25 protein-coding genes are annotated in these 18,761 nt (G+C 68.2%); 14 read left to right on the forward strand and 11 right to left on the reverse strand.

Going from position 1 to position 18,761, the window contains the following annotated elements; genetic code table 11:
- Positions 1–33: 33 nt before the first annotated feature.
- Positions 34–525: a beta-class carbonic anhydrase gene (locus tag MTAB308_RS24230; RefSeq protein WP_077102843.1), complete on the forward strand. Its 492-nt coding sequence runs from the start codon at positions 34–36 to the stop codon at positions 523–525.
- 79 nt (positions 526–604) lie between these two features.
- On the opposite strand, the gene MTAB308_RS24235 is transcribed toward MTAB308_RS24230, so the two are convergent.
- Positions 605–1,024: a PaaI family thioesterase gene (locus tag MTAB308_RS24235; RefSeq protein ID WP_077102845.1), complete on the reverse strand. Its 420-nt coding sequence runs from the start codon at positions 1,022–1,024 to the stop codon at positions 605–607.
- Between the two features lie 188 nt (positions 1,025–1,212).
- Between MTAB308_RS24235 and cysD the strand changes: the two genes are divergently transcribed.
- The 3 genes from cysD to MTAB308_RS24250 all read left to right on the forward strand — a co-directional run bounded on the left by cysD (position 1,213) and on the right by MTAB308_RS24250 (position 4,550).
- Complete coding sequence (gene cysD / locus MTAB308_RS24240) at positions 1,213–2,142, forward strand: sulfate adenylyltransferase subunit CysD (protein ID WP_077102847.1); 930 nt, start codon at positions 1,213–1,215, stop codon at positions 2,140–2,142.
- Positions 2,142–3,983, forward strand: a complete 1,842-nt coding sequence (gene cysC, locus MTAB308_RS24245) for an adenylyl-sulfate kinase (protein ID WP_077102849.1) — start codon at positions 2,142–2,144, stop codon at positions 3,981–3,983. Before cysD ends, cysC begins: the two co-directional genes overlap by 1 nt.
- A gap of 81 nt (positions 3,984–4,064) precedes the next feature.
- Positions 4,065–4,550 carry an Rrf2 family transcriptional regulator gene (locus MTAB308_RS24250; protein WP_077102850.1) on the forward strand — a complete coding sequence of 162 codons (486 nt, stop codon included), beginning with the start codon at positions 4,065–4,067 and terminating at the stop codon, positions 4,548–4,550.
- Here the strand turns inward: MTAB308_RS24250 and MTAB308_RS24255 are convergent.
- Both MTAB308_RS24255 and MTAB308_RS24260 read right to left on the reverse strand, forming a co-directional pair.
- The gene (locus tag MTAB308_RS24255; protein ID WP_077102852.1) at positions 4,547–4,936 is read right to left on the reverse strand and encodes a VOC family protein; all 390 of its coding nucleotides are present in this window, start codon (positions 4,934–4,936) and stop codon (positions 4,547–4,549) included. The two genes, MTAB308_RS24250 and MTAB308_RS24255, sit on opposite strands and share 4 nt — an antisense overlap.
- A 94-nt stretch (positions 4,937–5,030) precedes the next feature.
- Entirely contained in the window at positions 5,031–5,444 is a 414-nt protein-coding gene (locus MTAB308_RS24260; RefSeq protein ID WP_077104742.1) for a VOC family protein, read from the reverse strand.
- Positions 5,445–5,483: 39 nt separating this feature from the next.
- Between MTAB308_RS24260 and MTAB308_RS24265 the strand changes: the two genes are divergently transcribed.
- Positions 5,484–6,362, forward strand: coding sequence for an LLM class flavin-dependent oxidoreductase (locus tag MTAB308_RS24265; RefSeq protein WP_077102854.1), 879 nt, complete (start codon positions 5,484–5,486; stop codon positions 6,360–6,362).
- An 11-nt stretch (positions 6,363–6,373) separates the two neighbouring features.
- On the opposite strand, the gene MTAB308_RS24270 is transcribed toward MTAB308_RS24265, so the two are convergent.
- A complete protein-coding gene (locus tag MTAB308_RS24270) occupies positions 6,374–8,089 on the reverse strand; it encodes an NAD-binding protein (RefSeq protein WP_077102856.1) in 1,716 nt (571 codons plus the stop codon).
- 160 nt (positions 8,090–8,249) lie between these two features.
- Complete coding sequence (locus tag MTAB308_RS24275) at positions 8,250–8,621, reverse strand: nuclear transport factor 2 family protein (protein ID WP_077102857.1); 372 nt, start codon at positions 8,619–8,621, stop codon at positions 8,250–8,252.
- Between MTAB308_RS24275 and MTAB308_RS24280 the strand changes: the two genes are divergently transcribed.
- Together MTAB308_RS24280 and MTAB308_RS24285 are read left to right on the forward strand one after the other, a co-directional pair.
- Entirely contained in the window at positions 8,620–9,195 is a 576-nt protein-coding gene (locus MTAB308_RS24280) for an NUDIX domain-containing protein (protein WP_083746647.1), read from the forward strand. The two genes, MTAB308_RS24275 and MTAB308_RS24280, sit on opposite strands and share 2 nt — an antisense overlap.
- 80 nt (positions 9,196–9,275) lie before the next feature.
- Positions 9,276–9,755 (forward strand): pyridoxamine 5'-phosphate oxidase family protein, encoded by a 480-nt coding sequence (locus MTAB308_RS24285; RefSeq protein WP_216823692.1) that lies wholly within the window; start codon positions 9,276–9,278, stop codon positions 9,753–9,755.
- On the opposite strand, the gene MTAB308_RS24290 is transcribed toward MTAB308_RS24285, so the two are convergent.
- Positions 9,743–10,282, reverse strand: coding sequence for a TetR/AcrR family transcriptional regulator (locus tag MTAB308_RS24290; RefSeq protein ID WP_245831483.1), 540 nt, complete (start codon positions 10,280–10,282; stop codon positions 9,743–9,745). The two genes, MTAB308_RS24285 and MTAB308_RS24290, sit on opposite strands and share 13 nt — an antisense overlap.
- 11 nt (positions 10,283–10,293) lie before the next feature.
- Positions 10,294–11,283, reverse strand: coding sequence for an NAD-dependent epimerase/dehydratase family protein (locus tag MTAB308_RS24295; RefSeq protein WP_077102863.1), 990 nt, complete (start codon positions 11,281–11,283; stop codon positions 10,294–10,296).
- 82 nt (positions 11,284–11,365) lie between these two features.
- On the opposite strand from MTAB308_RS24295, the gene MTAB308_RS24300 reads away from it, so the two are divergent.
- The gene (locus tag MTAB308_RS24300) at positions 11,366–12,178 is read left to right on the forward strand and encodes an SDR family NAD(P)-dependent oxidoreductase (protein ID WP_077102865.1); all 813 of its coding nucleotides are present in this window, start codon (positions 11,366–11,368) and stop codon (positions 12,176–12,178) included.
- On the opposite strand, the gene MTAB308_RS24305 is transcribed toward MTAB308_RS24300, so the two are convergent.
- Positions 12,175–13,155, reverse strand: coding sequence for an Lrp/AsnC family transcriptional regulator (locus tag MTAB308_RS24305; protein WP_077102867.1), 981 nt, complete (start codon positions 13,153–13,155; stop codon positions 12,175–12,177). The two genes, MTAB308_RS24300 and MTAB308_RS24305, sit on opposite strands and share 4 nt — an antisense overlap.
- Before the next feature lie 128 nt (positions 13,156–13,283).
- Between MTAB308_RS24305 and MTAB308_RS24310 the strand changes: the two genes are divergently transcribed.
- Both MTAB308_RS24310 and MTAB308_RS24315 read left to right on the forward strand, forming a co-directional pair.
- On the forward strand, positions 13,284–14,042 hold the full coding sequence (locus MTAB308_RS24310) for an SDR family oxidoreductase (protein WP_077102869.1): 759 nt from the start codon (positions 13,284–13,286) through the stop codon (positions 14,040–14,042).
- On the forward strand, positions 14,039–14,896 hold the full coding sequence (locus tag MTAB308_RS24315) for an LLM class flavin-dependent oxidoreductase (protein WP_077102871.1): 858 nt from the start codon (positions 14,039–14,041) through the stop codon (positions 14,894–14,896). Before MTAB308_RS24310 ends, MTAB308_RS24315 begins: the two co-directional genes overlap by 4 nt.
- Positions 14,897–14,904: 8 nt before the next feature.
- Here MTAB308_RS24315 and MTAB308_RS24320 read toward each other — a convergent pair whose 3' ends face one another.
- The gene (locus MTAB308_RS24320; RefSeq protein WP_077104744.1) at positions 14,905–15,693 is read right to left on the reverse strand and encodes an SDR family NAD(P)-dependent oxidoreductase; all 789 of its coding nucleotides are present in this window, start codon (positions 15,691–15,693) and stop codon (positions 14,905–14,907) included.
- A gap of 45 nt (positions 15,694–15,738) precedes the next feature.
- Between MTAB308_RS24320 and MTAB308_RS24325 the strand changes: the two genes are divergently transcribed.
- The 3 genes from MTAB308_RS24325 to odhI all read left to right on the forward strand — a co-directional run bounded on the left by MTAB308_RS24325 (position 15,739) and on the right by odhI (position 17,392).
- Positions 15,739–16,305: a carboxymuconolactone decarboxylase family protein gene (locus tag MTAB308_RS24325; protein ID WP_077102874.1), complete on the forward strand. Its 567-nt coding sequence runs from the start codon at positions 15,739–15,741 to the stop codon at positions 16,303–16,305.
- 5 nt (positions 16,306–16,310) lie between these two features.
- The gene (locus tag MTAB308_RS24330; protein ID WP_077104746.1) at positions 16,311–16,811 is read left to right on the forward strand and encodes a nitroreductase family deazaflavin-dependent oxidoreductase; all 501 of its coding nucleotides are present in this window, start codon (positions 16,311–16,313) and stop codon (positions 16,809–16,811) included.
- A gap of 188 nt (positions 16,812–16,999) precedes the next feature.
- Positions 17,000–17,392, forward strand: coding sequence for an oxoglutarate dehydrogenase inhibitor Odhl (gene odhI / locus MTAB308_RS24335; protein WP_425436356.1), 393 nt, complete (start codon positions 17,000–17,002; stop codon positions 17,390–17,392).
- A 33-nt stretch (positions 17,393–17,425) separates the two neighbouring features.
- On the opposite strand, the gene MTAB308_RS24340 is transcribed toward odhI, so the two are convergent.
- Positions 17,426–17,653, reverse strand: coding sequence for a hypothetical protein (locus MTAB308_RS24340; RefSeq protein WP_077102878.1), 228 nt, complete (start codon positions 17,651–17,653; stop codon positions 17,426–17,428).
- A 299-nt stretch (positions 17,654–17,952) separates the two neighbouring features.
- Between MTAB308_RS24340 and MTAB308_RS24345 the strand changes: the two genes are divergently transcribed.
- A complete protein-coding gene (locus MTAB308_RS24345; RefSeq protein WP_157901008.1) occupies positions 17,953–18,327 on the forward strand; it encodes a hypothetical protein in 375 nt (124 codons plus the stop codon).
- A gap of 11 nt (positions 18,328–18,338) precedes the next feature.
- Here the strand turns inward: MTAB308_RS24345 and MTAB308_RS24350 are convergent, their stop codons facing one another.
- Positions 18,339–18,590 (reverse strand): hypothetical protein, encoded by a 252-nt coding sequence (locus MTAB308_RS24350; protein WP_077102882.1) that lies wholly within the window; start codon positions 18,588–18,590, stop codon positions 18,339–18,341.
- Between the last annotated feature and the right edge of the window lie 171 nt (positions 18,591–18,761).

The following is an 18,761-nucleotide window of genomic DNA, read 5'->3' on the forward strand; positions in this document are numbered from 1 at the left end:
TCCACTCCGCACTGACCGATCCAGGAGGCTTGCGTGACGGTTACCGATGACTACCTGGCCAATAACGCCAAATACGCGAGCGGCTTCACGGGCCCTCTGCCGATGCCGCCGAGCAAACACGTCGCGGTGGTCGCCTGCATGGACGCCCGGCTCGACGTCTACCGCGTTCTCGGGCTCAACGAGGGGGAGGCCCACGTCATCCGCAACGCCGGCGGCGTCGTCACCGACGACGTCATCCGCTCGCTCGCCATCAGCCAGCGGCTGCTGGGCACCCGCGAGATCATCCTGATCCACCATTCCGACTGCGGGATGCTGACGTTCACCGATGACGATTTCAAGCGCGCCATCCAGGACGAGATCGGCGTCAAACCGCCGTGGGCCGCCGAGGCGTTCCCCGACGCGGCGGAGGACGTCCGCCAGTCGCTGCGTCGCATCGAGAACAGCCCGTTCGTGACCAAGCACGTGTCGCTGCGCGGCTTCGTCTTCGACGTCGCCACCGGCAAGCTCAGGGAAGTCACCCGCTAGCGCTGCTCCCTTCGCCGAGCGTGATCTCAGGGCGAGAAATTGGCCATTTTTTCGCCCTGAGAGCACGTTCGGCGGCGGCTCAGCCCACCTTGTAGGTCGCCAGGGCCTTGGCGACCAGCGTGCCGTCGGCGTCGACGATCTCGGCCTCGCAGTTGACCAGCGACCGCCCCCGCCGCAGCACCCGGCCGATTCCGATGACGTCGGTGGCGCGCGCCGGCGCCAGGAAGTCCAGCGCCATCGACACCGTTACCCCGCGCAGTTGCGGCGGCGCGTCCGCGCCGCACCACGCGGCCGCCATGACGGTCAGGTCGGCCAGCGTCGCGATGGCGCCGCCGTGGACCACGTCGCCGACGGTGACATTGGACGAATCCCACGGCAGCCGCAGGCGCACCTCGTCGTCGCCGAGCTCGTCGGCGACGATCCCCAGCTTCGCGACGAAGGGCGATTGGGGGAGGAATTGCGCAATAACTTCGCGGCCGCTCTGCGTTCCAGTTGTCATGCGCCCATGCTGTCGCACCGGAGGGTCGCCGCAAAGGGGTTACCGGCCGCGTGGCGCGATGCGTCGGGCGGTCGTCGCGTGCGCCAAAGCATTGACACCGGCGGGGCCGGCTGGTTCCATAGACGGCAATGACCATAAAGATGGTCAATCCGATCACCTTTATCAGGAATAAGACGACGAGGTAGCCGATGACCAGCGCTGTGAACGCGGCCCCCGCCGCCGGCCAGTACGAGTTGAGCCACCTGCGCTCGCTCGAGGCCGAGGCGATCCACATCATCCGGGAGGTGGCCGCCGAGTTCGAGCGGCCGGTGCTGTTGTTCTCCGGCGGCAAGGACTCCATCGTCATGCTGCACCTGGCGCTCAAGGCGTTCCGTCCCGGGCGGCTGCCGTTCCCGGTGATGCACGTCGACACCGGCCACAACTTCGACGAGGTGATCGCCGCCCGCGACGAACTGGTCGCCGAGTCCGGGGTGCGCCTGGTGGTGGCGTCGGTGCAGGAGGACATCGACGCGGGCCGCGTCGTCGAGACCATCCCGTCGCGCAATCCGATCCAGACCGTGACGCTGCTGCGCGCCATCCGGGAGAACAAGTTCGACGCCGCGTTCGGCGGCGCGCGCCGCGACGAGGAAAAGGCGCGGGCCAAGGAGCGGGTGTTCAGCTTCCGTGACGAGTTCGGGCAATGGGACCCCAAGGCCCAGCGGCCCGAGCTGTGGAACCTCTACAACGGCCGGCACCACAAGGGCGAGCACATCCGCGTCTTCCCGCTGTCCAACTGGACCGAATTCGACATCTGGTCCTACATCGGCGCCGAGAAGGTCAAGCTGCCGTCGATCTATTTTGCACACCGCCGCAAGGTGTTCAGCCGCGACGGCATGCTGCTGGCGGTGCACCGGCACATGCAGCCGCGCGCCGACGAGCCGGTGTTCGAGGCGACGGTGCGGTTCCGCACCGTCGGCGACGTCACCTGCACCGGGTGCGTGGAGTCGGAGGCCTCCACCGTGTCGGAGGTCATCGCCGAGACGGCGGTGTCCCGACTGACCGAGCGCGGCGCGACCCGGGCCGACGACCGCATCTCGGAGGCCGGGATGGAAGACCGGAAACGACAGGGCTACTTCTGATGACAACGTTACTGAGGCTGGCGACCGCGGGCTCCGTCGACGACGGCAAGTCCACCCTGATCGGGCGGCTGCTCTACGACTCCAAGGCCGTGATGGAGGACCAATGGGCGTCGGTGGAGCGCACGTCCAAGGAGCGCGGCCACGACTACACCGACCTGGCGCTGGTCACCGACGGCCTGCGGGCCGAGCGGGAGCAGGGCATCACCATCGACGTCGCCTACCGCTACTTCGCCACTCCCAAGCGGAAATTCATCATCGCCGACACCCCCGGCCACATCCAGTACACCCGCAACATGGTGACCGGCGCGTCGACCGCTCAGCTGGTGATCGTGCTCGTCGACGCCCGCCACGGGCTGCTCGAGCAGTCCCGCCGGCACGCGTTCCTGGCGTCCCTGCTGGGCATCCAGCACATCGTGCTCGCCGTCAACAAGATGGACCTGATCGACTGGGACAAAGAGAGATTCGAGTGGATCCGCGACGAGTTCCACGCCTTCGCGGCGCGGCTCGACGTCCAGGACGTGGCGACCATTCCGATCTCGGCGCTCAACGGCGACAACGTGGTGACCAAGTCGGACAACGCGCCCTGGTACGAGGGGCCGGCGCTGCTGTCGCACCTCGAAGAGGTCTACATCGCCGGTGACCGCAACCTGGTCGACGTGCGGTTCCCGGTGCAATACGTCATCCGGCCCCACACCCACGAGCATCAGGACCACCGCAGTTACGCCGGCACCGTGGCCAGCGGCGTGATGCGCCCCGGCGACGAGGTGGTCGTGCTGCCGATCGGCAAGACCACCCGGATCACCGCGATCGAAGGCACCAACGGCCCTGTGGAAGAAGCGTTTCCGCCGATGGCCGTCTCGATCAGCCTCGCCGACGAGATCGACATCTCGCGCGGTGACATGATCGCCCGCACCCACAACCAGCCCAGGGTTGCGCAGGATTTCGACGCGACCGTGTGTTGGATGGCCGACGGTGCGGCGCTGGAACCCGGCCGTGACTACCTGATCAAGCACACCACCCGAACGACGCGCGCGCGGGTCACCGCGCTGGAGTACCGGCTCGACGTCAACACCCTGCACCGCGACAAGGCCGCAACGGCGTTGCAGCTCAACGAGCTTGGCCGCATTTCGCTGCGCACCCAGGTGCCCCTGCTGCTTGACGAGTACACCCGCAACTCCAGCACCGGCTCGTTCATCCTCATCGACCCGAACACCAACGGCACGGTGGCGGCGGGCATGGTGCTGCGGGACGTTTCGACCCAGGCGTCCAGCCCGAACACCGTGCGGCACAAGTCGCTCGTCGGTGCGGGATCCCGCCCACGGGGCAGGACGATCTGGTTCACCGGGCTGTCGGGCTCGGGCAAATCGAGCGTGGCCATGGAGGTCGAACGAAAGCTGCTCGAAAGTGGTTTTCCCGCTTACGTTCTGGACGGCGACAACCTGCGCCACGGCCTGAACGCCGACCTGGGTTTTTCCATGGCCGACCGGGCGGAGAACTTGCGCCGGCTGGCGCACGTGGCCGCGCTGCTTGCCGACTCCGGCCAGACCGTGCTGGTGCCGGCGATCAGTCCACTGGCCGAGCATCGCGAACTGGCGCGCAGGGTCCACGCCACGAGCGGGCTGGAATTTTTCGAAGTCTTCTGCGACACCCCGCTCGACGACTGCGAGAAGCGTGATCCCAAGGGGCTATACGCCAAAGCGCGCGCCGGCGAGATCGCGAACTTCACCGGCATCGACAGCCCGTATCAGCAGCCGGAGAACCCGGATCTGCGGCTCACGCCGGATCGCGGCATCGACGAGCAGGCGCAGCTGGTGATCGATCTGCTGGAGTTGCGCCCCTAAAGCGCCCTTACTGCGCCAGATTGCCCCGCCCCGCCTCGCGGACCGCATCGTCGTCTCGGCGCCGGGTGGCACAATCCTCACATGCGGATGTCGGCCAAAGCGGAGTACGCGGTGCGGGCGATGGTCCAGCTCGCGACGGTCGACACCGGCACTCTGGTGACGACCGACGAACTGGCCCAAGCCCAGGCCATACCGCCGCAGTTCCTCGTCGACATCCTCACCAACCTGCGCACCGACCGGCTGGTGCGAAGCCATCGCGGCCGCGAGGGCGGTTACGAGCTGGCCCGCCCCGGCAGCGAGATCAGCATCGCCGACGTTTTGCGCTGCATCGACGGCCCGCTGGCCAGCGTCCGCGACATCGGGCTGGGTGACCTGCCGTATTCCGGGCCCACCGCGCCCCTGGCCGACGTCTGGCGCGCGCTGCGGGCCAGCATGCGCTCGGTCCTGGAGGAAACGACCCTGGCCGACGTCGCGGCCGGCGCCCTGCCCAAGCACGTCGCACAAATGGCCGATGACTATCGCAGCCAGGAACACACGCGGCACGGCTCACCGCGCAGCGGCGATTAGCCGTCCGAGCCGTACGGCCGGGTCAGGATCTCCATGGCGTGGCCGGAGGGATCCAGGAAGTAGACGCCGCGCCCCCCGTGGTTGTGGTTGATCTCGCCCGGCCGTTGTTGGCGAGGATCCGCCCAGTGCTGCAAGCCACGCGCGGCGATCCTGCCGTAGATGGCGTCGAAGTCGTCGTCGGAAACCAGAAACGCGTAGTGCTGGCGCCGGATCTCCTCGCCCTGCGGCGCATCGGCGTAGTCGAGGTTGACGCCATGCTCGAGCGTGACGGCCATGAAGTGGCCGAACGGTTGGGGGCTGGGCAGGCCGAACAGTTCGGCGAGAAATTCCGCGGACTCCCGCTTGTCGCGCGCGGCGACGATGGTGTGGTTGAAACTGATCGCCATAAATCCCTTTTACCCCTCCGACGAGCGTGCGTGTTTGTCCGGCGACACGCCGCAGCGACCGGCATTCTGCGCACGCTCGCGCGAGGGCCAGGCGCTACTTCGGCGCCGTGAGCTCCAGCGCGATGTTGTCCGGGTCGCGGAACTCCAGGATGTAGGACGGCCCAATGTCTTTGACGGGCTCGTGCCCCACGCCGACTTCGTCGAGATGGGCGGCCGCGACGTCCAACTCGGCCTTGCTGCCGACCCGGAACGCAATGTGGTCGAGGCCGACGCGATCCTCGTCGAAGCGGTCCGTTGCGACGGGCCGCAGTCCGAGCAGCGTGCCGCCGAGGTCGTAGATGACGCCGCCGAACAGGAAGCCGTACTGGCTGCGGGTGGCTTCGTCGGCGTTCTCGGGGACCTCGAGCAACACCGGCCAGCCGAAGACGCTCTCGTAGAACTGCCGGGACCGCTCGATGTCGGTCACGGTCAGCCGGACGTGCGCGATCGAGGTGCTGGTGAAACCCACCCAGCCCATGCTGCCAGAATCGCGTCTGTGCAGATAGCGATGACCATGCCGGTAATGGAGCCGGATTTGGATGCGGTGGTGCTCGAAAACTGGGCCCGCGCCATCGATGACGGCCCGTTTTCGTCGCTGTGCTGGGGCGAGCGGATCGCGTTCGACAACCCGGACAACCTGACGCTGCTCGGTGCGCTGGCGGCCTGGACGCACCGGGTGCGGCTGCTGACGACCGTGATCGTGCCGCAGCTGCACGACCCCGTGATGCTGGCGAAGGCGCTGGCCACCGGGGACATGCTGTGCGGCGGGCGGCTGACGGTCGGCATCGGCGTGGGCGGCAGGCTCGAGGACTATCACGCGGTGGGGGCCGACCCGGCAACGCAGACGATGCGCGGCATGGCCGAGCGGGTGGCGGTGATGAGGAGGGTGTGGGCCGGCGAAAAGCTGACCGAGTCGGTGCTGCCCGTCGGCCCGCCCCCGGTTCAGGCCGGCGGTCCGCCGCTGTTCGTAGGCAGCATCGGGCCGAAGACCATCCGCGGCGCCGCGGCGTGGGCCGACGGGCTGGCCGGCACCACGCTGGACCTCGACGTCGCCAAGCAGAACGAGCTGTTCGACGTCGCGCGCGACGCGTGGGCGCAGGCCGGTCGGCCGCAACCGCATCTCGTGACGTCGTTCTGGTTCGCGTTCGGCCCGCCCGAGGAGGCCCGCGCCCAGGTGCATCGCCACCTGCGGCGCTACATGAACTGGATACCGGCCGAGTATGTCGACGCGATGGCGCCCATGACCGGCTGGGCCGGCAGCGAGGACGAACTGCTGGCGGTGCTGCGCAAGTTCGAGGGCATCGGCACCGACGAGGTCCAGCTCATCCCGACGAGTTCGGACGTCGACCAGCTGCGCCGCGCGGCCGACGTGGCGGCCCAGCTCTAGTCCAACGGCAGCTAGGCCGGGCGGCGCTCGCCCGCGATCTCGGGTTGCTGGGGCGGCTGCCCCTTGCGCAGCGTCGCCAGCAGCTCGCGGTACGGGCCGACGAGGTAGACGGTATCGCCGGCGCACAGCCGCGCATCGCGACGCGGGTGTAGCTGGACCGGCGCGTCCTCCCGGGTGATCGCGATGACCCGGGTGTGGGTCGATAGCTCGAACATCCGCAGCCCGTCCAGTTCGCTGCGGGCCGCCACGTGCATGCCGCCGACCATGAACGAGCGCTGCCCGACCCAGAATGTCCCGAGCACCTGCAGCCCCATGGCGGCGCCGATGAACCACGGCGCGGCCAACTCGACGGTGGAGCGAACGTGTTCGAAGCCGAACCGCTGCCCCACGGCGACGCCCAGCGCACGGTCGAAGATCCGCAGCACGATCGGCACGTCGGGCCGGATGACCTCCGGCATCACCCGGGGCCCCAGCATCTCGCGCAGGACGATCCCGATCTCGATGTTGACCATGTCGTCCTGGGTCAGCACCGCGACCGCGCGGGCGTGCTCAACCCGCGCCGACTCCAGTGTCTGAGGCAGGGTCGCGTCACCGAAGACCACGGGCACCTCGAGGTCGGCCGCGGTCGACAGGAAGCGGTTGTTCTCGTCGCGTTCGATGACCGCCACGTCGTATCCGGCCGCGACCAGATCCGCGACCACGCGGCTGCCGAACGACCCCAGCCCGACCACGATGATGTGGTTGCGCAGGTGGCGCGCCTGCCGACGGCCGGCCGAGTAGGCGAAGCGGCGCGACAACAGCAGGTCGGCGATGAACGCGACCAGCAGCGCGGTGGTCATCACCCCGGCGAACATCAGCGTGATGCTGAACAGCCGCAACCAGGTCGGTTGGTGCAGGAAGCTGAAGTCCCCGTAGCCGACGGTCGCGATCGTCTCGGTGCTGAAGTACAGCGCATCGACCCACGTCATCCCGGGATGGGGCTGGTAGGTGAACCGCAACACGATCGTTGACCCGATCAGCAAGCTGAGCGCGGCGGCCAGCGCGCGGAAAAACATCGGGTTGACGTCGTTGCGCAGCGTCCGCACCGCGTCGAACGCGCGCCGCAGCTGGGGCGGGCGGGTGCGCACGCGGGTCGGCCGGGGGATCTTGATGCCCAGGCCGGCCAGCTCGTCCGGGGTGCCGATCATCGCGGTCCAGTCGCCGGCGTGCACCGGCAGGTCACGGCCCGGGCAGGCCGCCACCTCGCCCGGGGTGGGGGAGTTGGGGCCGTGAATCACCGCCACCGGCGCCAGATCGCCGTAGATCTCGCGCAGGGTTCCGTCCCGGGGCGCCTCGGCGTCGGAGACGACGAACGTGATGCCGGCCGCCTCGAACGGGTGCGTGCTGTGGGCCAAGCACGCCTCGACGACCGAGGGCGCCGCGAGCTCGGCGACGTCGAGGATGGCCCCCGGGCCGTTGTCGTCGGCCACCGCTTCACGGAGAACGTCGTTGCCCAGCCGCGCGACCACGCGCACCCGGGGGTTGGCTTTCCTTGCCAGCAAGGCGATTTCGAGGTTTATCGCATCATCGTCCCCGGCGCAGACGACGGCGAGCGCGCGATCGGCCTCGACGTGGGCGAGCTCGGCGGGGCTGGTGAGCTTGACGACGCTGACGCCGGCGTTGTTCAGCTCGTCGATGATCGTCGTGGCCAGCGCGTCGTCACCGCTGACGATGATGTGCCGTCGCATGCTAGAGCGGTGGATCGCCGTCTTGAGGGGTCATCGATGCATTATCGCCGCCGAGGCGGCAAGACACGAGTTCACGCGCCGGTTTGCTACCTCGTCGACACGCCGGATCGGCCCACCGGCGACGGACGCAGCGGGGCTGAACCGTTGTCCCGCAACGAAATCAGAGGACCTTGACGTCGGACGGGGACCAGAACGCCCGCATCGACAAGATCTTGGCGTCCTCGTCGAACGTCATGTGCGAGATGGGCGAGATGCGGCTGCGGCTGTCGCCGGTGACGAGCGTGAGGTGCCACAGATAGGCCGCCTCGCTGCCGCCGACCCGCAGCTGCGCGAGTTCGGTTTCTTTCTCGATGTCTTGGAAACCCGCGTAGAACCCGCGGATGGCGTCGTGTCCGCGGAGCACGTCCGATCCGATCGGGTCCTCGACGGTCGCGTCGGCGGCATAGAGGGTCAGGATCTCGTCGGTATTGCCGGCGGCGACGAGCTCGAGGTAGCGATTGACGGTCTGCGCGATGGCTTCCTGGGAGGGCATGGCTTGGAAACATACTCCTCGCCGCGATACTGGCGGTGTGCCTTTCATCGAATGCGTCGCGTCCCGCGAGGTCTACCGGAACCGCTGGCTGGTGATCCGCGAGGACGACATCCGCCGTCCCGACGGCAGTCTCGGCATCTACGCCGTGGTGGACAAGCCGACCTACGCGCTGGTGATGCCGTACGACGGCAACCGCTTCCGGCTGGTGGAGCAGTTCCGGTATCCGCTCGGCGCGCGGCGCTGGGAGTTCCCGCAGGGCAGCGCCCCGGACCTCGTCGACGCCGAGCCGTCGCGGTTGGCCGAGCGCGAGTTGCGCGAGGAGACCGGGCTGCGCGCGACGTCGTTCGAGGCGCTCGGCCAGCTCGACGTCGCCGCCGGGATGAGCAGCCAGCGCGGCTGGGTATTCCTGGCCACCGGGATCGTCGAGGGTGAGTCGGATCGCGAGCACGAGGAACAGGACATGCGCAGCGAGTGGTTCTCGCGCGACGACGTCGAGCAGATGATGCGCACCGGGGTGATCGTCGACGCGCAGTCGGTCGCCGCCTACGGCTTGTTCCTGCTGCGGGATGGATGACTTCCGGGTCGGTCGCCGGTCAGTACCGGCATGACGATCACATTCCGCAATCTCGACGGGTACGGTGCGCCGCCCATTGAGTGGGACCGCGTCCGGGCAGTGCTGGACGGCGAGCTGACGCAGGCGCCGGGGACCGGCGGACCGCACCGCCACACCGTCTGGCTGAGCACGATCAATCCCGGCGGCAGCCCGCACGTCATGGCGGTCGAGTTACCCAGGATGACGGCACCTGGTACTTCACGTCCGGCCCTGCGACCCGCAAGTCGCGCAATCTGGCCCGCGATCCGCGATGCGTGGTCACCGTCGCCACGGAACCGTTCGACCTCGTCATCGAGGGTGTCGCACGACGGGTGACGTCCGCGGGCGAACTACGTTCCGTCGCAGATTCTTTCGTCAAAGGCGGCTGGCCATGCGAGGTCGCGGGCGACGCCCTGACGGCGGAATGCAGCGCACAGTCGGCCGGCCCGCCGCCGTGGCACGTCTACCGCGTGAGCCCGTCGACGGTGTTCGCGCTGGGCACTGCGGGACCGTTCGGCGCGACAAAGTTTCAGCTGGACTGAGCGGGAAGTCCGGCCGCCGCCCGGATCTCGCGGCGCGCCGCGGCACGATCGGCGTCGGGAAAGATGTAGTGGGTCAACGCGGTTCGCGCGATCGCACCGGCGAGGTCGCGGGGATCCACCGCCGTGGCGAAGGCGCCCTCGCGGGCGCAGCGCCGCAATACGGTCGTCAAACCCTCGGCGAGCATCGGCAACGCCTGGGCCATCTGATCGTGCGCGAACGCCGGCTCCAGGTCGAGCAGCCGGCCGGGCGGTTGGGCCTCGACGAAGGTCGCGACGACGTCCACCGCGGCCTGCAGCCGTGCAACCCCGACGACGCCGGACATCGCGTGGTCCATCGCGGCGTTGAAGCGACGGCGCTCGCGTTTGCCCAACGCGTCGATCAGCTCCTCTTTGGAGGCGAAGTAGCGGTAGATCGTCGGCCGCGACACCCCGGCCCGCGCCGCCACGTCTGACAGCGACAACTTGCGTGCCCCGGCCCGGAACACCAGCCGCTGGGCCGCGTCGAGGATCCGGTCGGTCAGATCCACCTCGCCGGCCCCTACAGTTTGCCGAGCCCGCGCAGCCACGAGATCAGCAGGCGCAGGCCGTCATCGAAGGACATGGGCGCATAGCCCAGGCGCCGGGTGGTCAGGTTGTCGGTCGCCCTGGGCCTGCGCTCGCTCTTGGCCGCGGCGGCCGCGATGGCCATCAGGGTGGGGCCGAATTCGGCGGTCAACGCGTCGGGGTCCGTGCGGTAGTCGAGATCCTCGACGCGATGGTCGATCCCGGCGATCTCACACGCGCGGTTGATGCCCCCGGCGGTGCTGAAGGTGTCCTCGGGCCGGCCGACCAGCAGGTAGCGCTCACCGGCGACCCCCTTGTCCAGCGCGGCGATGGAGCCCTTCGCGACGTCGGCGCCCGCCACCCAGGTCACCGGAAAAGCCAGGTAGCGCTTGATCTTTCCGCGCATGCCGGCCAGCAGCACTCGGTTGAAGCTGGTGCGGTGCAAGGCGCGTTCGACGACCAGGCCGGGGCCGAAGATCGCGCCCGGGTGGCAGGTCAGCACGTCCTCGCCCGCGGCGGCGCGCTCGTGTGCGTCCAGGAACGCGGCGAGCTTGGTGACGGTGTAGGGGTCGCCCGGCGGGTTGCGCAGCACGGGCGCCTCTTCGAAGTCGACGCCGGTGCTCAGATCGAGGAACGTGGCGGTGCTCAGCGCGACGACGCGACGCATGCCGTGGGCTTTGGCCGCATCCAGGACGTTCGCGGTGCCGACCATGTTGACGGCCTTGAAGTCCTCCAGGTCCTGGCTCGCGCCGCCCAGCAGCGCCGCGCAATGAATGGCCGCCTCGGCCCCGTGGGCCGCGCGCAGCACGTCGCCGGCGTCGGTGATGTCGCCCTTGACCAGCTCCACGCCGAGCCCCGCCAGCGCCGTCGCCTCGTCGGGGTTGCGCACCAGCGCGCGCACGCGGTCGCCCCGCTCGATCAGCTGCTGGCACACGTTGCCGCCGGTCTGCCCGGTCGCGCCGGTGACGAAGATCGTGCTGCTCATGGCGGCCCTCCACTGGTTACAGATCAAACATATTTAGTAAAGACTGTAAACCCTGACATGGCATTGTTCTATATTCAGCTGCATGGCACTGGATCCCTCAAGCGTTCTTCTCACCGACCGTGTCGCGGTGGTCACCGGCGGGGGCGCCGGCATCGGCCGCGGCATCGCGGCGGGCCTGAAGGCCTTCGGCGCGCGGGTCGCGATCTGGGAGCGCAACCCCGAGTCATGCGCGTCCGCCGCCGACGAGATCGGCGCGCTGGGGCTTCCCGTGGACGTCCGCGACAGTGCCGCGGTGGACGCCGCGCTGGAGCGGACGACCGCCGAGCTCGGCACGGTGACGATCCTGGTCAACAACGCGGGCGGGGTCTTCTGGTCGGGGATCCTCGACACCAGCGAGAACGGGTGGGACGCGCTGTACAAGGCGAACCTGCGTCACGTTTACCTGTGCACGCAACGGGTGGCGCGCATCCTCGTCGACCAGCAGCTGCCGGGCTCCGTCATCAGCGTCACCTCGATCGAGGGCGTGCGCGCCGCGCCCGGTTACGCCACCTACGCCGCGGCCAAGGCGGGTGTCATCAACTACACCAAGACCGCCGCGCTGGAACTCGCGCCGCACGGCATCCGGGTCAACGCGCTGGCGCCCGACATCACCCTGACCGAAGGCATCAGGGCTATCGCGCCGCCCGGTTCCGAGCAGCGATTCGGCCTCACCGTGCCGATGGGACGCGCCGGCCACGTCGACGAGATGGCAGGCGCGGCCGTCTTTCTCGCCTCCGACATGTCCAGCTACATCACCGGCCAGACGATTCACGTCGACGGCGGCACCCACGCCGCCGGTGGCTGGTATCACCACCCGGAGACCGGTGCGTACGCGCTCGGGCCGACGAGCAGCTAGGCGCGGATTAACCGGCCGCGCGAAACCAGCGAGCCCACCTGCTTGAGCCGCTTGCTGCGGACGCTGACGTCGTAGGCCTGGATGTGGTCGACGTCGGCCAGGCGCTCGGCAACGTAGCGATAGAGGTCGCCGGCGTCGCGGCAGATCACGACGACCATCAGGTTGGCCGGACCGCCGATGGCGACGACCGAGGCGACCTCAGCATGCCGCGCGATCTGTTCGGCCGCCGACACCAGGTGGCGCGGCGCCGTGGAGATCCAGATTATGGCGTTCAGCATGAATCCGAGCCGCTCCGGCAGCATGTCCAGGTCGTAGGCGAGCGTGTCGGAGGCCTGTAGCGCGGCCAGTCGGCGCTTGACCCGCGCCGGTGACCACCCGGTGAGCTTCGCCAGCGCGCTGTCGGTGATGCGCCCGTCGTTGGCCAACGCGTCCAACAGTGGCCGGTCGTCGGCCGTGGGCGCGGCGGGCCGATCCGGATGCGCACCCTCGACCTGTTGCTGCAACGCCTTGATCTGTTCCTCGTCCAGGGCGTGGCCGTGGCCGGTCCAATGTGCACCTGTGGGTGAGCCGAACACATTGAGTACCAAGTTGATCCGCATCTCGAGGACGGCCGGCGTGCGGGGCAGACGCTGCAGCAGGCCGTCGCCGGCGTCGCCGATCGGCGCGCGGATAACGCAGACGAGTTCGGTGCCTCCAGATAACACGTTGGCATGGGTGGCCTCGGGCCTGCGGACCAGCGCCTCGGCGAGCCGGGGCAGGTTGTCGGGTTTGGCGTGCACCCGCACGATCCACTGGCATTCGCCGTACAGCCGAGGATTCACCACGCCGACCACGCGGAGCGCACCGTCGCGCCGCAGGGCTCGGTAGCGGCGCGCGACGGTTTGTTCACCGGCGCCGATCACTTCGGCGATACGCCGGAACGGCGCCCGCGGTGCGAGCTGCAGCGCGTGCAGAATATGACCGTCAAGCGGCTCCATCGTGATGAAAACACTACAGAATTTGGTGCTATTTGTCCTATTTTTGCCGCCCATCCGGGTATTTCTGGCCAGGAACGATGGCGGGGCCGATGCTGGGGACACCTTGTTGTCGAAAGCGGAGGCACCCAATGGAACTGACGGGCAATACCGTCCTGGTCACCGGTGGCGGCACCGGGATCGGACGGGCGATCGCCATCGCGTTGCACCGACGGGGTAACCGGGTGGTGATCGCCGGCCGGCGCACTGCCGCGTTGCGAGCCGTCGCCGAGGCGCATCCGGGTATCGAATGGCATCCGTTGGACATCGCCGATACCGCGTGCATCGGGTCGTTCGTCGCGATGCTGGAACGCCGGTGGACCGATCTCAACGTGCTGGTCAACAACGCGGGCGTGATGGCTATCGAAAGCCCCGAGACACCCGACCCGGCGGTGTCGACATCCGTCGTCGCAACCAATCTGCTCGGCCCGATCGTGCTGACATCGTTGCTGCTGCCGACGCTGCGCAGCCGGCCTGATGCCGCGATCATCAACATCACCTCGGCGCTGGCCTTCGTGCCGCTGGCGATCGCCCCCACCTACAGCGCAACCAAAGCGGGGCTGCACGCGTATACCGAAGCTCTGCGTATTCTGTTGCACGACAGTGGTATTCACGTTATCGAGGTCGCTCCACCGCGTGTGAGTACGGAGATGGACGGCCCCGGAGGTCCCGACTCGGTCGACGTGGACGAGTTCGTCGCCGAGGTGATGGCGTCGCTCTCCGCGCAGCCGCCGGTTACGGAAGTCGTGGTCGACGCCGCCCGTGCGCTGCGCTACGCCGAACGGGAGGGCCACTACGGTCGGGTCCTGGCCGCCGTCAACTCCGATGTCACGGCGGAGGATGTGCTGTGAAACTCGGCATCGGGCTGCCGAACCATATCGCCGGCGTCTCGGGCCCGGCCGTGGCCCAATGGGCCCGCCGCGCCGAGCGCCGCGGGTTCGAATCCGTCACGACGATCGACCGCCTGATCTACCCCGGTATCGACTCGCTGATAGCCCTGGCCGCCGCGGCCGGCGCCACGACAGACGTGACCCTGGTGACCAATGTCCTGCTGGCCCCGGTGTATCCAGTCGTTCCGCTGGCCAAGCAGCTCGCCAGCATTGCGCATATGTCCGGCGAGCGACTGGTCGTCGGCCTGGGTGTGGGTAACCGGTGCGACGATTACGCCAGCACCGGCGCCGATTTCCGCAGACGCGGCCGGATCCTCGACGAACAGGTCGAGCGCATGCGCCGGTTGTGGGCCGGCGGACCCGTCGCCGATGACACCGCGTTATGCCCTGCGCCCGCACATATTCCGCTGCTCTTCGGCGGACGGTCCGCGGCCACGGTGCGGCGGGTGATCAGCGTCGGCGACGGGTGGGCGGCCGGCGCCGTGCGCCACTATGACGAACAGGCGGCGTTGGCGGAGCGCATCCGCGCCGGCTGGCGGGCCGCGGGGCGGCCCGGGCGCCCCTACCTGCAGGCATCGGTGAACTTCGGGCTCGGATCGGCCGAGGCCGTCGCGGCGGGAAGGGAGCATCTCGCGCGCTATTACGGGTTCGTCCCGGCGTACGCACAGGTGAACGTCGCCGATATGGTCTGCTCCGCGGACGATGCGCGCGGCACCGTCCGCCGGTATCGGGAGCTGGGCTTCGACCGGCTGCTGTTCCATCCGACGGGCGGCGCGGTCGAGCAGGTCGACCGCCTCGCCGACGCGATCCTCTAGAGCGAGTTCTAGTCGCCGGTGTCCAGGCCCGCGTGCGCCGACATCCCGCCGTCGATCGCGATCATTTGCCCGGTGATGTAGCGGGACTGCTCCGAGGCGAGGAAAACGACAAGCTCGGCAACGTCTTTCGGTTCGCCGAGGTACGGCGTCAGCGTGGCGCGGCCGAGGCCGGCGATGATGTCCTCGGACAGATGCGCGCGAACGGCGTCCGTGAGGATCAATCCCGGCACGATCGTGTTCGCGCGCACGCCGCCCTTTCCCTCGCTGGTCGCGACGTACATCGTCAGCGCGTGCACCCCGGACTTCGACACGCCGTAGGCCAGGCGGGTCTTATCACCCGACAGCGCCGCGCCCGACGACATATTGATGATGGAACCGCCTCCGCCCCTTCGCATTTCGGGGACCGCGTATTTGCACATCAGTAGCTGACTTCCGAGGTTGACGTCCAGGGAGCGGCGCCACACGTCCAGCGGCATCTCGGACACCGTGGTGTCGCGGGACAGGAAGTCGCTCGCGGTCAGCGCCGCGTTGTTGTGCAAGACGTCGAGCCGGCCGAACTCCGCCACGGTGGACACCACCACGCGGCGGGCCGTGTCCTCGTCGGCGAGGTCGCCGCCGAGTGCGAGCGCGCGCGCCCCGGTCCGCCGAATCGCCTCGGCAACCCCGGTGGCCTTGGCCTCGTCGATGTCGACGACCGCGACGGCGGCGCCTTCGCGTGCCAATTCGCGCGCGGCCGCCGCGCCGATTCCGCCCGCGCCCCCGGTGACTATCGCGACCTTTCCGGCGAGTCTGGACATCGAGTTCTCCTTTTGGCCGACGCACAAAAAAGTTAGCCTGATTCGATGCCGCGTATTGCGCCAATCCCGATGGAAGAGCTCAGCTCCCATTCCCGCGAAATCGTGGAGGCCGGTGTCGCCGCCGGTCTGTATGCCACGCCGGTGCCCCTGCAGATCTTCGCCTATCGCAGCGCGCAGCTCGACCAGGTCAATGCCGCCAGGACCACGCTGGGGGCCGGCACCCTGCTCGGCGGCCGGATCCTGGAGTTACTGCGCATCCGGAGCGCACAGCTCGGCGAGTGCGAACCGTGCAGCCAGTCGCGCAAGCACGACTCGATCACCGACGAGGACGTCGCGTGCCTGCTCGCACCGGGCCACGGTGCGCTCACCCCGCAGGAACAGATGGCCGTCGAGTTCCTCGACCTGCTCTCGTCCGACCACCACGCCATGGACGACGAGTTCTACAAGCGGTTGGGGGAGCACTTCACCGCCGCGCAGATCATCGAACTCGGATTCACCTGCGCCGGGGTGATGGGAGTGCACCGCTTCATCCACACCCTCGACGTCTACGGCGACTCGCCGCCCGTCATCGAATACGGCCAGGACCAGGTCGACACCACCAAGCCGGTGTGATCGGAGTGGCGGACCTGTCCTTCGACCATGCCAACGCGTTCCATCGGTTCATGCGCAACTTCGCGGCCACGAAGGCGGGCGGGGCGCTTCTGCGCCCGACGGCACACCACCTCGACCGACTGCTCACCAAGGTCACCGGCGGCAAGAGCAGCTTCGCGGGGCTGGTGACCGGAGTTCCGGCGGTCATCCTCACCACCACCGGTGCCAAGTCCGGGGAACCGCGCACCGTCGCGCTGTACGGCATCCCGCACCCCGACGGGGTGGCCCTGATCGCGTCCAACTTCGGCGGCGCCAGGCACCCCGCCTGGTACCACAACCTCAAGGCGCACCCGCAGGCCACGGTGTCGATCGGGCGCGACACCTGGCAGGGCACCGCCCGGCTCGCCACCCCCGAGGAACGCGACGAGATCTGGGCAAAGGGCCTCACGATGTATCCCGGCTGGAGCAAGTACGAGGTGCGCGCCGGCCGGCGTCACATCGAGGCGTTCATCCTCCGCCGCGCCTGAATTGCGTTGTGCCTGAGGCGTAAGACCGTCGGAACTTGGGTACTTCAGGCTGGCGGGTACTGTGATCGTGCCCCAGAGTTCAGGTAAGGGCGCCGTTTAGCGGGCGGCACCAAGCGAGGCGGGCCAGTGGCCGGCGGTGGGAGCAACACGTGAACCGCGGCGACGACGACCAACACCTCACCCAAGCGGTGGGGGAGAGCACCGCGGACTACGGCACCCAGTTCCTCGACGAGCTGGATGACGGCTCGGCCGCCACCGCGGCGGAAATCACCGAAGGGCTGCCAAGCGGATCCGCGCTGCTCATCGTCAAGCGTGGCCCGAACGCCGGTTCCCGGTTCCTGCTCGATCGGCCGGTCACCTCGGCGGGGCGCCATCCCGACAGCGACATTCTTCTCGACGACGTCACCGTGAGCCGCCGTCATGCGGAGTTTCGCCTCGACGAGGACGGCAATTGGGCCGTCGCCGACGTCGGCAGCCTCAACGGCACCTACGTCAACCGGCAGCCGGCCGACGCGGCGGTGCTGGCCAATAACGACGAGGTGCAGATCGGTAAGTTCCGGCTGGCGTTCCTGACCGGATGAGCCCGGCCTCGGCGGGCTTTTCGAGCGACGAACTCAGCCCTTCATTCCTCGTTCGCTTCTGATGAGCAGGGCGGGCCCGCCGAGCATGAGTGCCAGCGCGAAGCCGGTGACGTCGGTGCTGGTGGGTTGGTGCGTGCTCATGTCGAACGCGGTGATCCCGAAGGTGACGAGCAGGGTGAGCACGAAGGTCATGCCGGTGTAGCGGGTCGGCGCAACGGCGAGGAAGACCAGCCCGATGACGGCGATGAAGAGCGACAACATCAGGTCGACGCCTGAGCTTCGCGTGCCACCAACCTAGCCTCCTCACCGCCAGGCACACAGATTAGCTGGCGCGATATGGGCACGGGAGGTAAATCCTCGGTTGAACTGCGTGAATGTGGTGCCCCCGGCAGGATTCGAAAGTGCTGGTGCGCTAAACTAGCAACGTGCCGATGACGTGCATAATACCCTCTGATCTGGAACGACATGACAAGCGTTCAATGGACAGCGAGTGTCGGCGAGTGCCAAGATCGGCGTCAAGAATGCACGGAGAATGCACGCCGAAGCGAAGGGGCAGCTAGATGGCTGGCAAAAAAGGGATGCGCCTGCGGGCCGGGGGCACACTGCGGCGGCTGCCTTCCGGTAAGTGGCAGGCCAGCTACACCGGTCCCGACCTGGCCCGCCACGTCGCGCCTGTCACGTACACCGCGAAGATGGACGCCGAACGCTGGCTGGCCGACGAGCGCCGCAGCATCGAACGCGACGAGTGGACAGCGCCACGACTGCGCGCCGAAGCGCAACGCGCCCGCTCCAAGACACTCGGTGATTACACGGGCGATTGGCTGGAAACGCGGAACCTCAAGCCGCGCACCAAAATCGGCTATGAAGCGGGATACGGAGACGTCGCCTGCACCACGTGGTGGGACTGGTCGTGCCGTCGCGGCGGGCTCCGGTAAGAGAGGCGCATCTAGATCGGCGCGTAAGACGAGGGGATGACGTGCGCGTGGTCGCTCGGTGAAAAGGGCCAGTCAGTCGTCGTAATCGGGTCCGTACACCGCGTCAATGAGGTTGTCGTTGACGCAATCCCGTGCGGGAATAGCAGGCTTGCGGCGTCGAACAGGTCCGTGTTCTGTTCGTCGCGGGCCAGCATCGCCATCTGAGCGGGTATTAGCTGGTCGGCCAGGTCACGCCACGTCTGCGCAGTGTTCTCAACAGTCATAGCGGGCAGCGTACGTGACCGAAATCCGGAGGGGAACGGCATCTTTCGGGTTACATGGTGAGCGGTCGAGCTGTCCGCTGAGCGGTCATCCACCAACTGAGTCGCATGACTCGGTTGGGTACCCACTGCAGCCGTCACCGGTCCCGCGACGACGCACCGATTGCGTCTAAC

The sequence above is a fragment of the Mycobacterium terramassiliense genome (assembly GCF_900157385.1).
Classification (GTDB): domain Bacteria; phylum Actinomycetota; class Actinomycetes; order Mycobacteriales; family Mycobacteriaceae; genus Mycobacterium; species Mycobacterium terramassiliense.